This window comes from Tenacibaculum xiamenense (genome assembly GCF_964513065.1).
GTDB classification, from domain to species: Bacteria; Bacteroidota; Bacteroidia; order Flavobacteriales; family Flavobacteriaceae; genus Polaribacter; species Polaribacter xiamenense.
Map to the genome: position 1 here is coordinate 17,767 of NZ_CAZEQU010000030.1, position 15,179 is coordinate 32,945.

At 33.2% G+C, this 15,179-nt stretch carries 13 protein-coding genes; 10 read left to right on the forward strand and 3 right to left on the reverse strand.

Going from position 1 to position 15,179, the window contains the following annotated elements:
- Positions 1-231: 231 nt before the first annotated feature.
- A complete protein-coding gene (locus tag ACKTTV_RS10145; RefSeq protein ID WP_408030731.1) occupies positions 232-1,932 on the forward strand; it encodes a formate--tetrahydrofolate ligase in 1,701 nt (566 codons plus the stop codon).
- 67 nt (positions 1,933-1,999) lie between these two features.
- On the opposite strand, the gene ACKTTV_RS10150 is transcribed toward ACKTTV_RS10145, so the two are convergent.
- Positions 2,000-2,797: a DUF2797 domain-containing protein gene (locus ACKTTV_RS10150; RefSeq protein ID WP_408030732.1), complete on the reverse strand. Its 798-nt coding sequence runs from the start codon at positions 2,795-2,797 to the stop codon at positions 2,000-2,002.
- A 113-nt stretch (positions 2,798-2,910) separates the two neighbouring features.
- Between ACKTTV_RS10150 and ACKTTV_RS10155 the strand changes: the two genes are divergently transcribed.
- From ACKTTV_RS10155 to ACKTTV_RS10165, 3 genes are all read left to right on the forward strand, one after another.
- On the forward strand, positions 2,911-4,419 hold the full coding sequence (locus ACKTTV_RS10155; protein ID WP_408030733.1) for a GH3 auxin-responsive promoter family protein: 1,509 nt from the start codon (positions 2,911-2,913) through the stop codon (positions 4,417-4,419).
- A 246-nt stretch (positions 4,420-4,665) separates the two neighbouring features.
- On the forward strand, positions 4,666-4,983 hold the full coding sequence (locus ACKTTV_RS10160) for a Crp/Fnr family transcriptional regulator (protein WP_408030734.1): 318 nt from the start codon (positions 4,666-4,668) through the stop codon (positions 4,981-4,983).
- A 141-nt stretch (positions 4,984-5,124) separates the two neighbouring features.
- Positions 5,125-5,709 (forward strand): NAD(P)H-dependent oxidoreductase, encoded by a 585-nt coding sequence (locus tag ACKTTV_RS10165; protein WP_408030735.1) that lies wholly within the window; start codon positions 5,125-5,127, stop codon positions 5,707-5,709.
- A 78-nt stretch (positions 5,710-5,787) separates the two neighbouring features.
- On the opposite strand, the gene ACKTTV_RS10170 is transcribed toward ACKTTV_RS10165, so the two are convergent.
- Positions 5,788-6,570 (reverse strand): ABC transporter permease, encoded by a 783-nt coding sequence (locus ACKTTV_RS10170; protein ID WP_408030736.1) that lies wholly within the window; start codon positions 6,568-6,570, stop codon positions 5,788-5,790.
- Positions 6,571-6,575: 5 nt separating this feature from the next.
- Complete coding sequence (locus tag ACKTTV_RS10175; RefSeq protein WP_408030737.1) at positions 6,576-7,493, reverse strand: ABC transporter ATP-binding protein; 918 nt, start codon at positions 7,491-7,493, stop codon at positions 6,576-6,578.
- Positions 7,494-7,777: 284 nt separating this feature from the next.
- On the opposite strand from ACKTTV_RS10175, the gene ACKTTV_RS10180 reads away from it, so the two are divergent.
- The 6 genes from ACKTTV_RS10180 (at position 7,778) to ACKTTV_RS10205 (ending at position 15,132) form a co-directional block, all read left to right on the forward strand.
- The gene (locus ACKTTV_RS10180) at positions 7,778-7,984 is read left to right on the forward strand and encodes a hypothetical protein (protein WP_408030738.1); all 207 of its coding nucleotides are present in this window, start codon (positions 7,778-7,780) and stop codon (positions 7,982-7,984) included.
- A 142-nt stretch (positions 7,985-8,126) separates the two neighbouring features.
- The gene (locus tag ACKTTV_RS10185) at positions 8,127-8,786 is read left to right on the forward strand and encodes an HmuY family protein (RefSeq protein WP_408030739.1); all 660 of its coding nucleotides are present in this window, start codon (positions 8,127-8,129) and stop codon (positions 8,784-8,786) included.
- Positions 8,783-10,315 carry a S8/S53 family peptidase gene (locus ACKTTV_RS10190; protein ID WP_408030740.1) on the forward strand — a complete coding sequence of 511 codons (1,533 nt, stop codon included), beginning with the start codon at positions 8,783-8,785 and terminating at the stop codon, positions 10,313-10,315. The genes ACKTTV_RS10185 and ACKTTV_RS10190 overlap by 4 nt, the downstream gene beginning before the upstream one ends.
- Entirely contained in the window at positions 10,299-11,000 is a 702-nt protein-coding gene (locus ACKTTV_RS10195) for a hypothetical protein (RefSeq protein ID WP_408030741.1), read from the forward strand. Before ACKTTV_RS10190 ends, ACKTTV_RS10195 begins: the two co-directional genes overlap by 17 nt.
- Positions 10,993-11,757 (forward strand): hypothetical protein, encoded by a 765-nt coding sequence (locus ACKTTV_RS10200; protein ID WP_408030742.1) that lies wholly within the window; start codon positions 10,993-10,995, stop codon positions 11,755-11,757. The genes ACKTTV_RS10195 and ACKTTV_RS10200 overlap by 8 nt, the downstream gene beginning before the upstream one ends.
- 132 nt (positions 11,758-11,889) lie before the next feature.
- Positions 11,890-15,132: a TonB-dependent receptor plug domain-containing protein gene (locus ACKTTV_RS10205; protein WP_408030743.1), complete on the forward strand. Its 3,243-nt coding sequence runs from the start codon at positions 11,890-11,892 to the stop codon at positions 15,130-15,132.
- The last annotated feature ends 47 nt before the right edge of the window (positions 15,133-15,179 follow it).

Below are 15,179 nucleotides of genomic sequence, written 5' to 3' on the forward strand. Positions count from 1 at the left end.
TTGCTTCTCAAACAGACTGCATAAAAAGTAAACTTTGATAAATCACCAATCTACTAATTCATAGATATCACCATGACTTTATGAATCCTAATAAAGAATTATTGCGTTTTGTAGATTTTAACAAAAAAGGATAAAGTGTGAAACATTATAAGTTCTTATTATATATGTATATTTACCTTATATTTTTGACTAAACAACATATAAATAAACAACTTAACAAATTGTAAAATAATGGCGCAAACATCAAGTACTGAAACTGTGCACTTAACCGACATAGAAATTGCACAAGCCAAAGAACTTCAACATATTAAACACATTGCTAAGAAATTAAACGTTGAAGAAGATGATTTAGAGATGTATGGTAAATATAAAGCCAAATTACCTCTGAATTTAATTAATGAGGATAACATTAAAAACAACAACTTAGTTCTAGTAACTGCCTTGACTCCAACACCTGCCGGGGAAGGAAAAACAACTGTTTCAATCGGCTTGACAGAAGGGCTAAATAAAATAGGGAAACAAGCTACTGTTGTACTACGTGAACCATCATTAGGACCTGTTTTTGGAATCAAAGGTGGAGCCGCTGGAGGAGGATACTCTCAGGTGGTTCCTATGGAAGATATCAACTTACATTTTACAGGAGATTTTAATGCAATTGAAAAAGCCAATAACTTATTGTCTGCATTAATTGACAATAATCTTCAAAGTAAAACAAACAACCTAAATATTGATCCAAGAACCATTCTTTGGAAACGTGTTATCGATATGAATGATCGTGCATTGCGCCAAATCACCATTGGTTTGGGAGGAACTGCGAACGGTATTCCAAGAGAAGATGGATTCAACATTACTCCTGCGTCAGAAGTAATGGCTATTTTATGTATGGCTACTAGTTTTGATGATTTAAAAGAACGTCTAGGAAATATTTTTATTGGATTTACATTTGATAAAAAACCAATTTTTGCTCGTGACTTAAAAGCTCAAGATGCTATGGCAATCTTACTAAAGGATGCCATTAAACCAAATCTTGTACAAACACTAGAAGAAAACCCTGCAATTATTCATGGTGGACCTTTTGCCAATATTGCACAAGGAACCAACACTATTTTTGCTACTAAAATGGGATTATCTTTATCTAACTATGTAGTTACAGAAGCTGGTTTTGGTGCCGATTTAGGGGCTGAAAAATTCTTAAATATTAAATCAGCTTATGCTGGGTTGAATCCAAAATGTGTCGTTTTAGTTGCTACAGTTAGAGCTTTACGTCATCATGGAGGATCTCCAAAAGATGAATACAACACTCCAAGTTTGGAACGTGTTCAAAACGGTTTTAAAAACTTAGAAAAGCATATTGAAAATATCCGAAAGTTTAATATTGAACCAGTTGTAGCGATTAACTCATTTATTTCTGATTCTCAGGAAGAAGTTGATTTCGTTATTAAGGCATGTGCTAATTTAGGTGTTCAAGCTGTAGTATCTGAAGGATGGGCTAAAGGAGGTGAAGGCACCAAGAATTTAGCCACAGCAGTGGTTGACGTTATTGAAAACAAAGCTTCACAATACAAACCTCTTTACGACTGGAATAGTCCAGTAAAAGAAAAAATTGAAACAATAGCTAAGGAAGTTTATGGTGCTACTTCTGTGGAATATAGTAAAAAGGCTCAATTAAATCTTCGAAGAATTGAACGATTAGGATTTAATGATTTTGCTATTTGTATGGCAAAAACACAAAAATCTTTTTCTGACAATGAAAGCCTAATCGGAAGACCTGAAAACTTCATAGTAACGGTACGTGAAATAGAAATTGCCGCCGGAGCGCAGTTTATTATTCCAATTTTAGGAAAAATGATGCGTATGCCAGGTTTGCCATCGACACCTGCTTCTGAAGGAATGGAAATAGATAATAATGGAAAAATATCAGGGTTATCTTAAGAAAACAACCTCCAAATAAAAAAGCATCGATAGTATCGATGCTTTTTTTTATTATGATATCTTCTTATTATTTCTTCACTTCAATATTTAGTGCCAACCCTTCATTAGATCGGATATTAAATACGGTTTCATCTTCAAAAATTAAATACTGTCCTTTTACCCCGACAAGTTTACCTTCATAAGCCTCTTGCTTTACAATATTTAAACTCTTAGGTTTTACTGGATACTTTTCAACAGGAAAACTGATATTGGTTTCTTTATTCGTTTCTATAAAATACTCCTTTGTCTCCTCTGGAATAAATGGCTTTAATTTATCTTTCCAATCGTTCAAATCAACATCTTCAATATCGTTTTTTAACATTTTTCTCCAATTGGTTTTATCAGCTACATGCTCTTTAAGTGCAACTTCTGTAATTCCTGCCAAGTACCTATTTGGAACTTCTACAATTTCAACAGCTTCATGAGCGCCTTGATCAATCCATCTCGTTGGAACTTGACTCTTTCTCGTTACTCCAACTTTCACATTACTAGAGTTTGCTAAATACACAATATGTGGTTGTAATTGCATTTCTTTTTCATACGCCAAATCTCTATCCTCTTCATTTAAATGGGCCTTACTTAATTCAGGTCTAAGAATCCAATCGGCAACTCTTGGAGACTCAAAAAAACAGCTTTTACAAAACCCTTGACGATAAATTGGCTCCGTTGAACCACAATTTAAACATTCATAACCAACGAAGCTTAATGATATTGTTTTATTAATCAATTGATTCATATGTAAAAAATCAGATTTCATGTCCAAATAATACTGTACAGAATCTAAATTTTCCGTTGCCATTTTTTTTAATACTCCTTGATATTGCATAACCTAAATTTTATTACTTTTAGCTGAAATTATTTTCCTTGTTTTAACCTAAACTGGAAAAAGCTGTTATTAGCGATAAACAGTAACAACAAACTACAAACTTAAAAAATATTATGGCGTTTACGTTTATAAATTCAATCATTTCTTGGTTTTTAAAAAAACGAAAACATCAAGTTGAACTCTTCTTAAAATATCCTATTGATGTTCAAAATGAAGTATTGTTGAAATTGTTAAACTCTGCAAAAAACACCGAATACGGTAAGTTACATAATTTTTCATCATTAAAATCCTACACCGATTTTGCCAATAAGGTTCCTATTAGAAAATATGAAAGTATTGAGCCTTTGATTGAACGTTGTAGAAAAGGGGAACAAAATATATTCTGGCCAACCCAAATTCGTTGGTTCGCTAAGTCAAGTGGAACGACAAATGCAAAAAGTAAGTTTATTCCCGTAAGCGACGAAGCAATCGAAAATTGTCACTTCAAGGCTGGTAAAGATATGCTTTGCTTGTACATAAATAATAATGAAGACGCTCAATTATTTACGGGTAAAGGGCTCCGTTTGGGTGGAAGCTCTGCGGTTTACGAAGATAACAACTCCTATTTCGGAGACTTGTCTGCTATAATTATCGAGAATATGCCTTTCTGGGCTGATTTTAGCTCAGCCCCAAAACAAGAAGTGGCTTTGATGAGTGAATGGGAAACCAAAATGGAAGCTATCATAGATGAAACCATCAATGAAAATATTACAAGTTTAGTGGGGGTTCCTTCATGGATGCTTGTTTTATTGAATAGGGTTTTGGAAAAAACAGGGAAAAGTAACATCCTTGAAGTTTGGCCTAATCTAGAGGTTTATTTTCATGGAGGCGTAAACTTCAATCCTTACCGTGAACAATATAAAAAACTGATTCCAAAAGAAGATTTTAGATACTATGAAACCTATAATGCGTCGGAAGGCTTCTTTGGAATTCAAGATAGAAATGAATCTGATGAACTTTTACTGATGCTTGATTATGGCATTTTTTATGAATTCATCCCAATGGATCAATACGATGGAGAGAATTCAAAAGCAATTCCGTTAGCAGAGGTTCAAAAGGATATAAATTATGCTGTGGTTATATCAACTAATGGTGGTTTGTGGCGCTATTTGATAGGAGACACTATTAAGTTTACTTCAACAGATCCATATAGAATTAAAGTCACTGGACGAACCAAACATCATATCAATGTATTTGGTGAAGAATTAATCATTGAAAACGCCGAAGAAAGTTTAAAGGCTGCCTGTATGAAAACTAATGCCACGGTAAAAGATTATACAGTAGGTCCTGTTTTTATGAATGGAAATGCCCAAGGTGCTCATGAATGGATTATAGAATTTGAAAAAGCTCCTGACAACCTGAATTTCTTTACTGAAATGTTAGACAATCATTTGAAAAACTGTAATTCAGATTACGAAGCTAAACGATATAACAACATGACTCTTGCAATGCCAAAAGTACACCAGGCACGAAATGGGTTGTTTTATGATTGGTTAAAAACAAAAGGGAAATTGGGTGGTCAACACAAAGTTCCTCGTTTATCAAACAAGCGTGAATTCATCGATGAACTTTTGAAGTTATAATATGGAAACTCCATTTTCACTTGTTGATAGTAGTATTTTCGGAGACCCTGATTTTTACAGTGCGATTCAAAATATAATGGAATACAAACAGTTTCCAAAAAACCATACAATGCATAAAGCTGGAAAAATTTGCAATCACTTTTACATTATTGTATCTGGAATAGCCAGAGTCTACTATATAAAAGATAAAAAGACATAACAGTACACTTCGCCGCTGAACAACAAAGCATTACTGCAGTTGACAGTTTGTTTCAGCAAAAAAAGAGCAAGTATAATATTGAATCTATTGAAGAAGTAGATGCTTTTGCTATAAGCATAAATGAATTAGAAAAAATTTTTAAAACCGAGCCGAAGTTTGAACGATTTGGGCGGTTATTTATGCAACAACTATTTGTTGAATTAGTAGAACGGGTTGATGACCTTCAACTCCATTCTGCAAAAGAACGTTATCAAACTTTGTTATCTAAAAAACCTCATCTTTTTCTTCGTGTGCCTTCCAAGTATATTGCATCATTCTTAGGAATGACTCCAGAAACGTTAAGCAGAATGAGAGGTAAATCTTAACCAAAACAACTACCTCCCCTCTGCACCCCTTCCACTTTAATTTCTTGACAATTATCAATGAAATCAATTTTTATGCTTACTATCTTTATTTTGACAAAAACTAACATCATCTTGTTTTCTTTATAATAATCATAGTGAAATATGTCGGATAGAAAAATACTCATCATAAACGGTCATCCAGACAAGGAGAGCTTTTGTTTCGGTATCCATAACGCATACAAAAAAGGAGTACAGCAATCAAAGGCTGAATTGAAAGAAATTATTATTCGAGAACTCCAATTTGATCCTAATTTAACATTTGGCTATAGACAAAGAACAAAATTAGAACCAGACCTGATTGAAGCGCAGAAAAAAATAATGTGGGCCTCTCATATCGTATGGATTTATCCCGTTTGGTGGGGATCATACCCAGCTATTATGAAAGGATTTATTGATCGTACTTTTTTACCTGGCTTTGCCTTTCAGAAAAGGGAAGGTTCTGTTTGGTGGGATAAATTTTTAACCAAAAAGTCTGCTAGAGTTATATCTACTCTTGATCAACCAGCATGGTATTATAAATTCATTAATAAATGTCCTAGTCATTCCTCAATTAAAAATCTTACATGCTCTTTTGTTGGAATAAAGCCCGTAAAATTTACTACAATCGGCTCTTTACGCCTATCTAAAGATGAGTATAGAAAAGCATGGCTTTCAAAAATCGAACTACTGGGTAAAAAGAACCAATAGCATTCACTATATTTAAAGTACAATTGCTAATTTCAAAACTTCAACGAAAGTAATTTTCATTGAAGTTTTTATTTTTCATTATTTTACATTAAGCCTTCTAATATCCAAATAACCCGCTACGCTCGTTATCAAAAAGAAAACAACACTATACACAAGTACTGTGGAAACTCCAAAAGTTTGAGGTCCATTACTTCCTTGTGAAATAGAAAGGATATTATAAGCATAAGGAAAATAAATTGCTTCAGGTGCTCTTGACGCAATTAAACCAATAATTACCATGATCATCCCAACAGCCAAAGGCACAATAAAGTTCTTAAATCGGAAGCTCAACCAAAATTGCAATCCAACTATTCCCAATGAAGCAACAAATGAAAGAGAAAGCATTTTAATATACTTAAAGTATTCCGGTTGAAACTCTAAAAAATTTAACTCAGGTCTCAACACTCCCAATAAAGAACCAAAAATTAAAATTGCTATAAAAAAGTAAATATATGATGCGATTATTGAACTTAGCACTACAAATAATTTACTATAGTAAACACTCCATTTTGGTATTGGCAAGGCGAACAAATGCTTTATACCTGTTGCCTTATGCTCCACTTGAATAATTAAGCTGGTTATTAAAACAATAAACATTGGCACCAAAAAAGGAATGGAATTTCTAATCTGGTCAAGCATGAACTTATTCCATGGGCTTACTCCTTCTGCCGGAATCAATTTCTCATATTTGACAAGGTATACTATAAAAAATAACAAAGGAATCATAATTCCACTGATAACCGCCAACCAAAATGCAAAGGTTCGTTTTAACTTAATTAATTCGTTTTTGGTATTTGATATATAAAATGTAATTGCAGTCATGTTTTTTAGTTTTCAGTTAATGATAAAAATAGATCCTCCAAATTATTTTGAATGCGTACCTGAAACACCTGAATACTCTTTTCTCTTAGAGCATCGATGATCCAAGTTATCTCATTCTTACTTTCAACTTCAATTTGAATAAAATCTTCATCTCTTGAGGTATTTTCCTTTTTTAACCCCTCTAAAACAACCATTGCCTCAATAAATTTATCGACCTCTAATTCAACTGCAATTTCCTTACTTTTAGATTGTTTTAAGGCCTTAACTGTATCTTGGTACAACATTTTACCATTTCGAATTATCCCCACATGAGTACATGTTTTTTCAATCTCACTCAATAAATGGCTTGAGATAAAAACAGTTGTCCCGTACTTTTCATTCAGTTCTCTAATCAGAGACCTCATTTCAATAATCCCTTTAGGATCAAGACCATTAGTAGGCTCGTCTAAAATAACAAGCTCTGGATTACTTAGTAAAGATATAGCTAAACCTAATCGTTGTTTCATTCCTAATGAAAAGGCTTTTACTTTTTTCTTTTTAGCATGACTTAGTTTTACAATCTCAAGAACCTCCTCAATTCTATCAGATGAAACTCCACCTCTATAATTTCCAGCAATTTTCAAGTTCTCAACTGCATTTAAGTGTCCATATAAAGATGGATTTTCAATAAGCGCTCCAATTTTACCAAGACACTCTAATCGGTTTTCGGTACCGAAAGGTTCTCCAAATAAAGAAACCACACCTGTTTGTTTTTTTAATAGTCCAAGAATTAAACGTATTGTTGTACTCTTACCTGATCCATTAGGTCCAAGAAACCCATAGATACTACCTTTGGGCACTTTTAATGTTAAATTCTCAATATCCTTTTTCTCCTTAGCATATGAGAAATTCAGATTTTGAGTCTCTATGATTAATTGATTCATACTTTGGTTTTATTTAGTTTACTTACTTCGAAAACGAATCAGCCAAAGTATTGTAACAAAAAACGGGTGTTTTAACATTTAAAAACCCTGTTAAAATTTGAGTAAATATCAAAGTCTCTTAAAAAATAAACCTAACAAATATTACTCTTTTTCTAATTTTTTGACAAAAACGCAAATCATGGAATTTGGGACGTGAAAAATGAAAAAAAAATTAAGAAAATAAATATTGCTCGTTTGTATAAAATAGATATTTTTGCCTTTATTTTTATTAAATCTAAATAAATATGAAGGTAATGTATTTTGACATACAATGTCTATTTACACCTGTTGATCTTACTTCTAGCTCACAAGAACAGTATTATTCGGCACCAATATTTCCTTCAGCAAATATTCAAGAAAGTTTAGGCAACAATAGTCCTGCCTCTTATCTAAATCAACTATATCTGAATCTTTATAGAAGGTACAAAGCAAGACTAAAAAACTTGTTCTAAATCATAAATAAATCCATGATTTAGAAAGCACTTCTATTGAAGCAAAACTTAAATACCCGAAAACTACAAACCAATAATCCCCTTGCTTTACCAACATAAGATAACCACTCGGTAAGCAATTTTAATTATCAAAAGTAGAAATATGAAGCAACTAATTTGTGCCATTTTGTGCACCCTATTCTTAACATCATGCAGTGAGCACGATAAGGTTATTCCTCCAGGCTTAGATGGCAATGGAGAGAATGTCGAATTACAAACAAATATTCGAATTGAAAACTTAGATCATAAGTCAGGAACCGCCGTTACCTCATGGCGCCATATCGCTTTTTTCAATTTCGAGAAAGGAATTTTAGTAAAAGAGCCCGAAGGCGATAACTGGGATATTGGCTTCGGTCTTAGACAACTTTATATCAACGGAGGAGTTTCTTCACCAGATGTTACCAGAGATGGAAATGGAAAAGGTGCTATTATCGACAGAAATTATAGTACCATCTTAGCAAAACCAGATGTTACCCTTTTAAAAGGTGATGACGAAGAAAATGAGGACTGGGCATTAGGTGAAGGGCTAGGGACGCGCTCATGGTATGTTATTGTAAACGCAGCTATTTTTAAACCTATTAAAAACAGGTCTTTCTTCATTGAAACCGCTGATGGAAAACACTATGTAAAACTAAGAATTATTAGTCCATACAAAGATATTTTTGATGGTTTTGACGACTTAGATTACAATACCGTAACTGGATTCGGGCACTACACATTTGAATATCAAATCATCAACAAACAAGACAACTTTAAACAATGATAAATAAACAACTAATTAATAAAACACTCTTCTTTATTGTTTTAGGGCTTCTTTTCTCAAATTGTAGAAACGATATAGATCAAGAGCTCTATGCTAAATATGACGATCAAATAACCCCAAGAACTTTAAAAACGGAGTTCTATTTAATACACTTTAAGGATAAAGGAGATCAACAAATTTCTGACGCCGAAAATTATTTCAGTCCTGAGGCAAAACTAAAACGTTCTCTTCACAATATTGAATACAACAGTTTAGACTTACCTGTTTCTAAAGAATATTTAAGGCGCATTAAAGAAACGGTCGATGTAGATATTGAACTTACCACTAAATGGTTTAATGCAGCAGTTATTGCTACTGACAAAGTTTTTAAGGTAGAAGATTTAGCCGGACTCGATTTTATTGAACGAATTGAAACTTTTGGAGAGAATAAGGATTTAAGTGTTTATGAAAACAATGTTAACAGTATTAATAGACTGAACACCCTTATGGCTCCTTTGAGTAATAATGCTCCTGTAATTGAAAATTTTGAAAATTCAAACTATGGGCATAATGAAGATTTTCTAACATTCCACAATAATTCATTGCTTTCTAAAGGTTTTTTTGGACAAGGAATTTCTATTGCAATTTTAGCTGATGGTTTTAATTTTGCTGACCACTCTGGAGCTAGCGGTGCTCTTGACGCAGTGCAAAAATCAGCACTTGCTCATATTGCCCATGAAAATCGTTTTATTGACACTTACCATATTCCTAAAAAAATCAATGAGGTAGATGCCGTAGCAAACGATGGTATTAAAGATTTGGAATATGCCGCTGCAATTGTAGAGGATCAATATATTGGAGCCGCTCCTCGCGCCAATTATGCGCTATATGTACCTGAAAGCACTTTACATGAAGAACAAATTGACGAGCTTTTATGGGTTAAAACTCTTGAAAGAGCCGATAGTGTTGGAATACACATCATAAGCTCTAAACATACTTATGGTGGTAATTTTGATGATCCTAATGCAAACTATCAACCGGAAGAACTAGATGGAAAAGTAGCGTTTTCATCAAGAGCAGTTGATATTGCCTTCGAAAAAGACATGCTCGTAGTTAATCTTTTAACAGGATCAACTTGGGGTGAACCAACATTAATAGCTCCAAATGATGCTGAAAATATTATTTCTACTTACGGAGGAAGCTTTAGCTCTTGGACTAATAACTACCGAATGAACACAAGCGTTACCACTACCGCCGATGGTAGAACAAAGCCAGATGCTTTTGGGCTTGATCTTTACGTAAAAGATATTCGAGGAGATGCTAATTATTATTCGAGAACAGCAGGTATTTTATTAGCTTCAAACATCGCTTGTTTATGGTCTTCAACCCCCGAAAAAAGTGCTAAAGAAATACGTCAATTACTTATTGACTCTCAATTAGAAAACAGCACCTTATCAGAAGAGGCCAACTTCCAACCTTTACCTAATATTAATCCAAGTGACAACAGTTTATATTTTAACATAAATAGAGCTTATGAACTCAGTAGATAAAATCATAAAATTCATTTTATTCACGATGTTATTGTCTTTCATATCATGTGTTGAAGACAACGATTTCGCTGAATATGAAAGCGCAAATAATTTTCAAATCACATCGAGAGGTCGAATTAAATATTTCAGAGATTTAGATGGGTTGTATCATTGGAAATACAAATTCAATTACGACGATTTAGGGAGAACAACCGAAATCTATTTCGGTGGTGACAATACTTTCGATCATAAACTAAAAATAATGTTCCGTTTCTCTTATTATGGAGATGACGCCAATAAGATGAAAGTTAAAGAAATTTATCGCTATAACGATAAAGGTAAATTTGTTGACATTATTGAACCTGATTATACTTTAATAGTGCCAGAGGAGGAAACTTTTCAAGCCACTCATCCTAATCTAACAAACTATATAAGAGAAATAGACGGTGGTGATGTTTTGCTTCTTTGTCAAAATATGGAAACAGCTTGGGTAACTCCTAATCATTTTGGAGGATTAGACACTAAAATTGCCTTCAAGCAAGCACATAGATTAAACTTTAAAGAATTCATTCCTCATGATTTCGTAAATGACTATTGGTCTCCAATGGCATATACTTACGACTTTAACGAAAAGGGACTTCCTACCGAAATTTACAGACCTGGCCCTTATTTCTTTAGTTGGGCAAAAATTGAATATTATGAATAAATATATAAAAACCTCAATCCTAATATTAATCTTAGTTATTACTTCGTGTGAAACTAATTTAGACTTGGAAATTGGAAATAGAAAAGTTTTATCTGAAACTTTTAAACTTGTTTCTATCACCGATAAAAGTCAAAATATTATAGAAAAGTATTCATACAACTCACAAAATAACTTAAGTAACATTACATTTCGATCAATTGATAATTTCAATTTGACTTATTCAAATGGTGTTTTAGACTTTATCAACACGATGAAGGTAGAGTTCGATGGGGACAAGGTTATTTTACAAATTAGTAATACCTCGAGAAAAGTTCTAGAAAAAACAGGTAATACCTGGAGAATAAGTAAAGAAACTCTAGATGGAACAGAATATATTACTGATGACTTTTTAGAGATTCGCTTTGATGAAAACAACAACATCAACAGTACTTTTCTTAACTCATATAACGGAACTAGTTTTTACTATTACGATGCAATGATAAATCCCTATCAAAACATACATGAAACACTAATAATATCTATGTTAAGCTACCCATTAAATATTATCGAAGAGAACATAGCCTTTATTGGAAGTACGAACAATGTTGTAAGATTTAGTAAAATGCCTAGAAACTCTCAAGACCAAAATTTGGTATCTGATCAGGCAAGCGTTAACGAAGTCATATATAATTACACACATCCTAAGTTTGATGTTCCTGTTAAAAGAAACCTATTCCCTGACAGACATAAAATTATATTATTTAACTACAACGAATAATTAAGGTCATAACAACTACGATTAATTGTTATTAACTACCAATAATTACAGCGCTTAACCCCTAAGAAACACAAAGATATAATTAATAAATATTCAAGGCTCAAACACATTGAGCCCAAGAATGCTATTATCATGAAACAACTAAAATATATAATAGCGATACTCTTATTACTACCTAGTATCGTTATTGCTCAACAGACCATAAGAGGTAAACTAATAGATGAAAATAAAAAACCTGTTGCCGGCATTTTAATAAAAGTACAGAATAGCCGCAATACGACTGTAACGAATCTTGACGGGTTATTTGAAATAAAAGCTTCTAGTTTTCCTGTTCGAATTTCAATAAAAACAGAGTTTTTTATTAATAAACAAGTTATTTATAAAGGTCCTGGTTTTAAAGAAATCAACCTAAAAAGTAAAATTTTTCAAATTGAAAACGTTGAAGTAAAAGCTAACAGAAGTAAAAAGCTTGAAAAAGAGTTTTCATCTAGTATTTCATTAGAATCGAAAGTTATTGAAAACACCTTAGAAGCAAACCCTGTAAATATTCTTAGAGGACAGGTTGCTGGTTTACAAATGAATGCCACTGCTGGAGGTGTTACCTCAGGAACGAGTATTATTATAAGAGGGCAAAAGTCTATTGCAGGAAATAACCAACCTTTATTCGTTATTGACGGTATTCCAGTAAGTAACGAAACTTCAGGAGCCAATGCTAACGGAGGACAAGACTGGGGAAATGCATTAAAAGATTTAAACCCTTTTGATATTGAAAGTATTCGCGTTTTAAAATCTGCTTTAGATGCCAATAAATACGGTTCCAGAGGTTTGAATGGAGTTATTGAAATTACCACCAAAGGAAATACTATGGAAGACGGATGGAGTTTTGATGCGAACATAGCTTCTAGTATTGGTCAGACTTTTGGGAAGCCAGATCTTATTAATTTAAACGATATTGATCCAAGTGACACCAGATCGTTATGGCTTACAGTAGCAAGTGATAATTACTTAAGTCATTTTGAAACTGCTAATTCTCAAACACTCTATGTATCTGCATCAAATAAAAGTGAGAATAACAAACTATACCTTTCATATACTGGAAATATTAACAAAGGAAACTACTTTGACAATACTTTTGACAAACATAGTTTCACCGTAAAAAACAGAATTGATTTTTCAGATAACTCTAGTATCAATGTAGGCGCCTTTTTAACTCAGTCTTTAAGCAGAAATGCCCCAACCATCGGTGCTCACAATTTCGCTTCACTAGGAAATCAATTCATAAGCACTCCAACAAATATTTTGGACAACTCAACAAGCAATGTTTTGGAAAATGAATCGAACTGGTGGTTATATGGTCATAAGGCTCAGAAAGACAATTTAACTCTTCGCGGTTTTGTTAATTATGATCAAGTATTGAGTCCATCGCTTACTTTGAATGCAAATTTAAATTCAACCTATTATCAAACAAAAACTACTGAGCTAGCGCCAGGATTCTTTAGAGATGTAGACGACCTTAGAAGAGAATATGTTTTATACGTTGATGAAAACACCCATAGCTACTTCAATCAAGCTAAAGAACAAACCGTTGAATTCACTGCTAGTTTAGGGTTAAAGCAACATTTAGATTTCGGAAACTTATCTGTTGACAATCAAATTACCGCATCATATTTCAATACGAAGTCAAGCATTTACGGTAACGCTTATTTGCCTAAAAGCTCCGTACCTATTACATTTATTAGAGGGTTTGAAAGTCAAATAATAGAAAGATATAGAAGTCCAAATGAACGCGTTTTAGAAAGTACTTTAGATGTAGATAATGCAAACCAAGTAGGAATTTTTGGTGTTCATGCCAGTTCTATTCTTTCATGGAAAAACAAACTATTTGGTCATCTTGCTGTAAAATATGATCGAAATAACTACATGAAATCTCTAGGACAGCTTAGCAATATAGAGCAGATATATCCATCTATAGGAGTTACCTATCACCTCATTAAAGACCTCCAAGATTTCAACCCCGTAAAGAAAGGTACTTTAAGTAAGTTATCGCTTAGAGCAAACTATGCCGAAGTTGGAAATGTAACAGGATTATACCATATTTCTAATCCTGTAAATAACGATTTAGAACTTCCATATCCATCATTCAGAACGATTACAAGACCGTACTACACTAGCAGTGCTGTTTTTGGACTTCAAAATAATTACCAAGTAGGGTTTTCAGTAGAAAGATCATGGGAAACTGAATTCAATCTTGATTTAGGTTTATTCAATGATCGCTTGAATATTGCAACCACTTACTATCTAAAATCAACAAACAATCATTTGTATGAATTGGTTACTCCGATAGTAAATAGTGCTACCCCTATAAGACAAATGCAAGTTGATGTTGAAAACAGAGGTTGGGAGGTTTTCCTTACTTCGGAAAATATTGTTAACGATAATTTTCAATGGACAACTCAAGTAAATTTTGCTCAGAATACTAATAGATTCAAAGGTCTTTCAGGAAGTGTACAACAATCACGTCAAGGACAAGGTGAAGTTAATCTTAGAGGAGCTCTTACAGGAAGTTTCGGAACAATGGTTTCGAATTATGCTTATATGAGAGATGAAAACAACAACAAAGTATTTAATGCTAATATGCAGTATTTGCCAAGCGGAGAACCAACAGTAATTGGAGATGCTAATCCTGATTTTCTTTTGGGATTATCTAACCAATTCAGATATAAAAACTTCGAACTTTCTGTAGTTCTTGATAGTAAAATCGGAGGAGATATTTTATCTGGAACTTATGGTTTGTTATATAGTAGAGGGGCGCTTAAAAACACCGCATTTGGTAGAAATGAAAACAATGGTGGAGTTTTAAGAACAGAAACAGATACTTATTTCAATCCGAATACCAATCAAAATGAGGTTAATTATATTAACTCGCACGATGGAATTATTCCTGACGGAGTTTTTGCAAATAATACTGTATTACACGGTCAGGATGTTGGTGGGCTAACGTTTGATCAAGCAAGAGAAAAAGTAGGAACAGATGCCAACGGAGTTTACCTACTTCAACCTTTAAAGGCCACCGATTATTACGCTGGATTTACACAGTTTAGCGGTGGTAAAGAAGAATCTGTGCATGACAACACATATATTGCTATTAGAGAAGTGAGACTTAATTACAACTTACCAGATAAATGGGCAAAAATGTTCAATGTAAACAATTTAAACATTGGCTTTGTTGGAAGAAACCTTGGTTATATTTATCAAAGTTTACCTTTTAACCTCAACCCTGACGGCTCATACAATAACAGAAATGGTGGAGCCTTTGAATTTGGCTCTTTACTTCCAGTAAGAACCCTTGGAGGTTATTTAAGATGTAGCTTTTAACCATTTCCTTTTTTTCATGAAAAAATACCAGTTACACATGTAGCTGG

Bases quoted from the DNA above. Each gene is read 5' to 3' on its own strand.
- ACKTTV_RS10190 (WP_408030740.1), top strand. From the start codon at position 8,783: ATGATAAATAAACAACTAATTAATAAAACACTCTTCTTTATTGTTTTA.
- ACKTTV_RS10165 (WP_408030735.1), top strand. From the start codon at position 5,125: ATGTCGGATAGAAAAATACTCATCATAAACGGTCATCCAGACAAGGAG.
- ACKTTV_RS10205 (WP_408030743.1), top strand. From the start codon at position 11,890: ATGAAACAACTAAAATATATAATAGCGATACTCTTATTACTACCTAGT.
- ACKTTV_RS10195 (WP_408030741.1), top strand. From the start codon at position 10,299: ATGAACTCAGTAGATAAAATCATAAAATTCATTTTATTCACGATGTTA.
- ACKTTV_RS10145 (WP_408030731.1), top strand. From the start codon at position 232: ATGGCGCAAACATCAAGTACTGAAACTGTGCACTTAACCGACATAGAA.
- ACKTTV_RS10155 (WP_408030733.1), top strand. From the start codon at position 2,911: ATGGCGTTTACGTTTATAAATTCAATCATTTCTTGGTTTTTAAAAAAA.
- ACKTTV_RS10170 (WP_408030736.1), bottom strand. From the start codon at position 6,570: ATGACTGCAATTACATTTTATATATCAAATACCAAAAACGAATTAATT.
- ACKTTV_RS10175 (WP_408030737.1), bottom strand. From the start codon at position 7,493: ATGAATCAATTAATCATAGAGACTCAAAATCTGAATTTCTCATATGCT.
- ACKTTV_RS10180 (WP_408030738.1), top strand. From the start codon at position 7,778: ATGAAGGTAATGTATTTTGACATACAATGTCTATTTACACCTGTTGAT.
- ACKTTV_RS10185 (WP_408030739.1), top strand. From the start codon at position 8,127: ATGAAGCAACTAATTTGTGCCATTTTGTGCACCCTATTCTTAACATCA.
- ACKTTV_RS10200 (WP_408030742.1), top strand. From the start codon at position 10,993: ATGAATAAATATATAAAAACCTCAATCCTAATATTAATCTTAGTTATT.
- ACKTTV_RS10150 (WP_408030732.1), bottom strand. From the start codon at position 2,797: ATGCAATATCAAGGAGTATTAAAAAAAATGGCAACGGAAAATTTAGAT.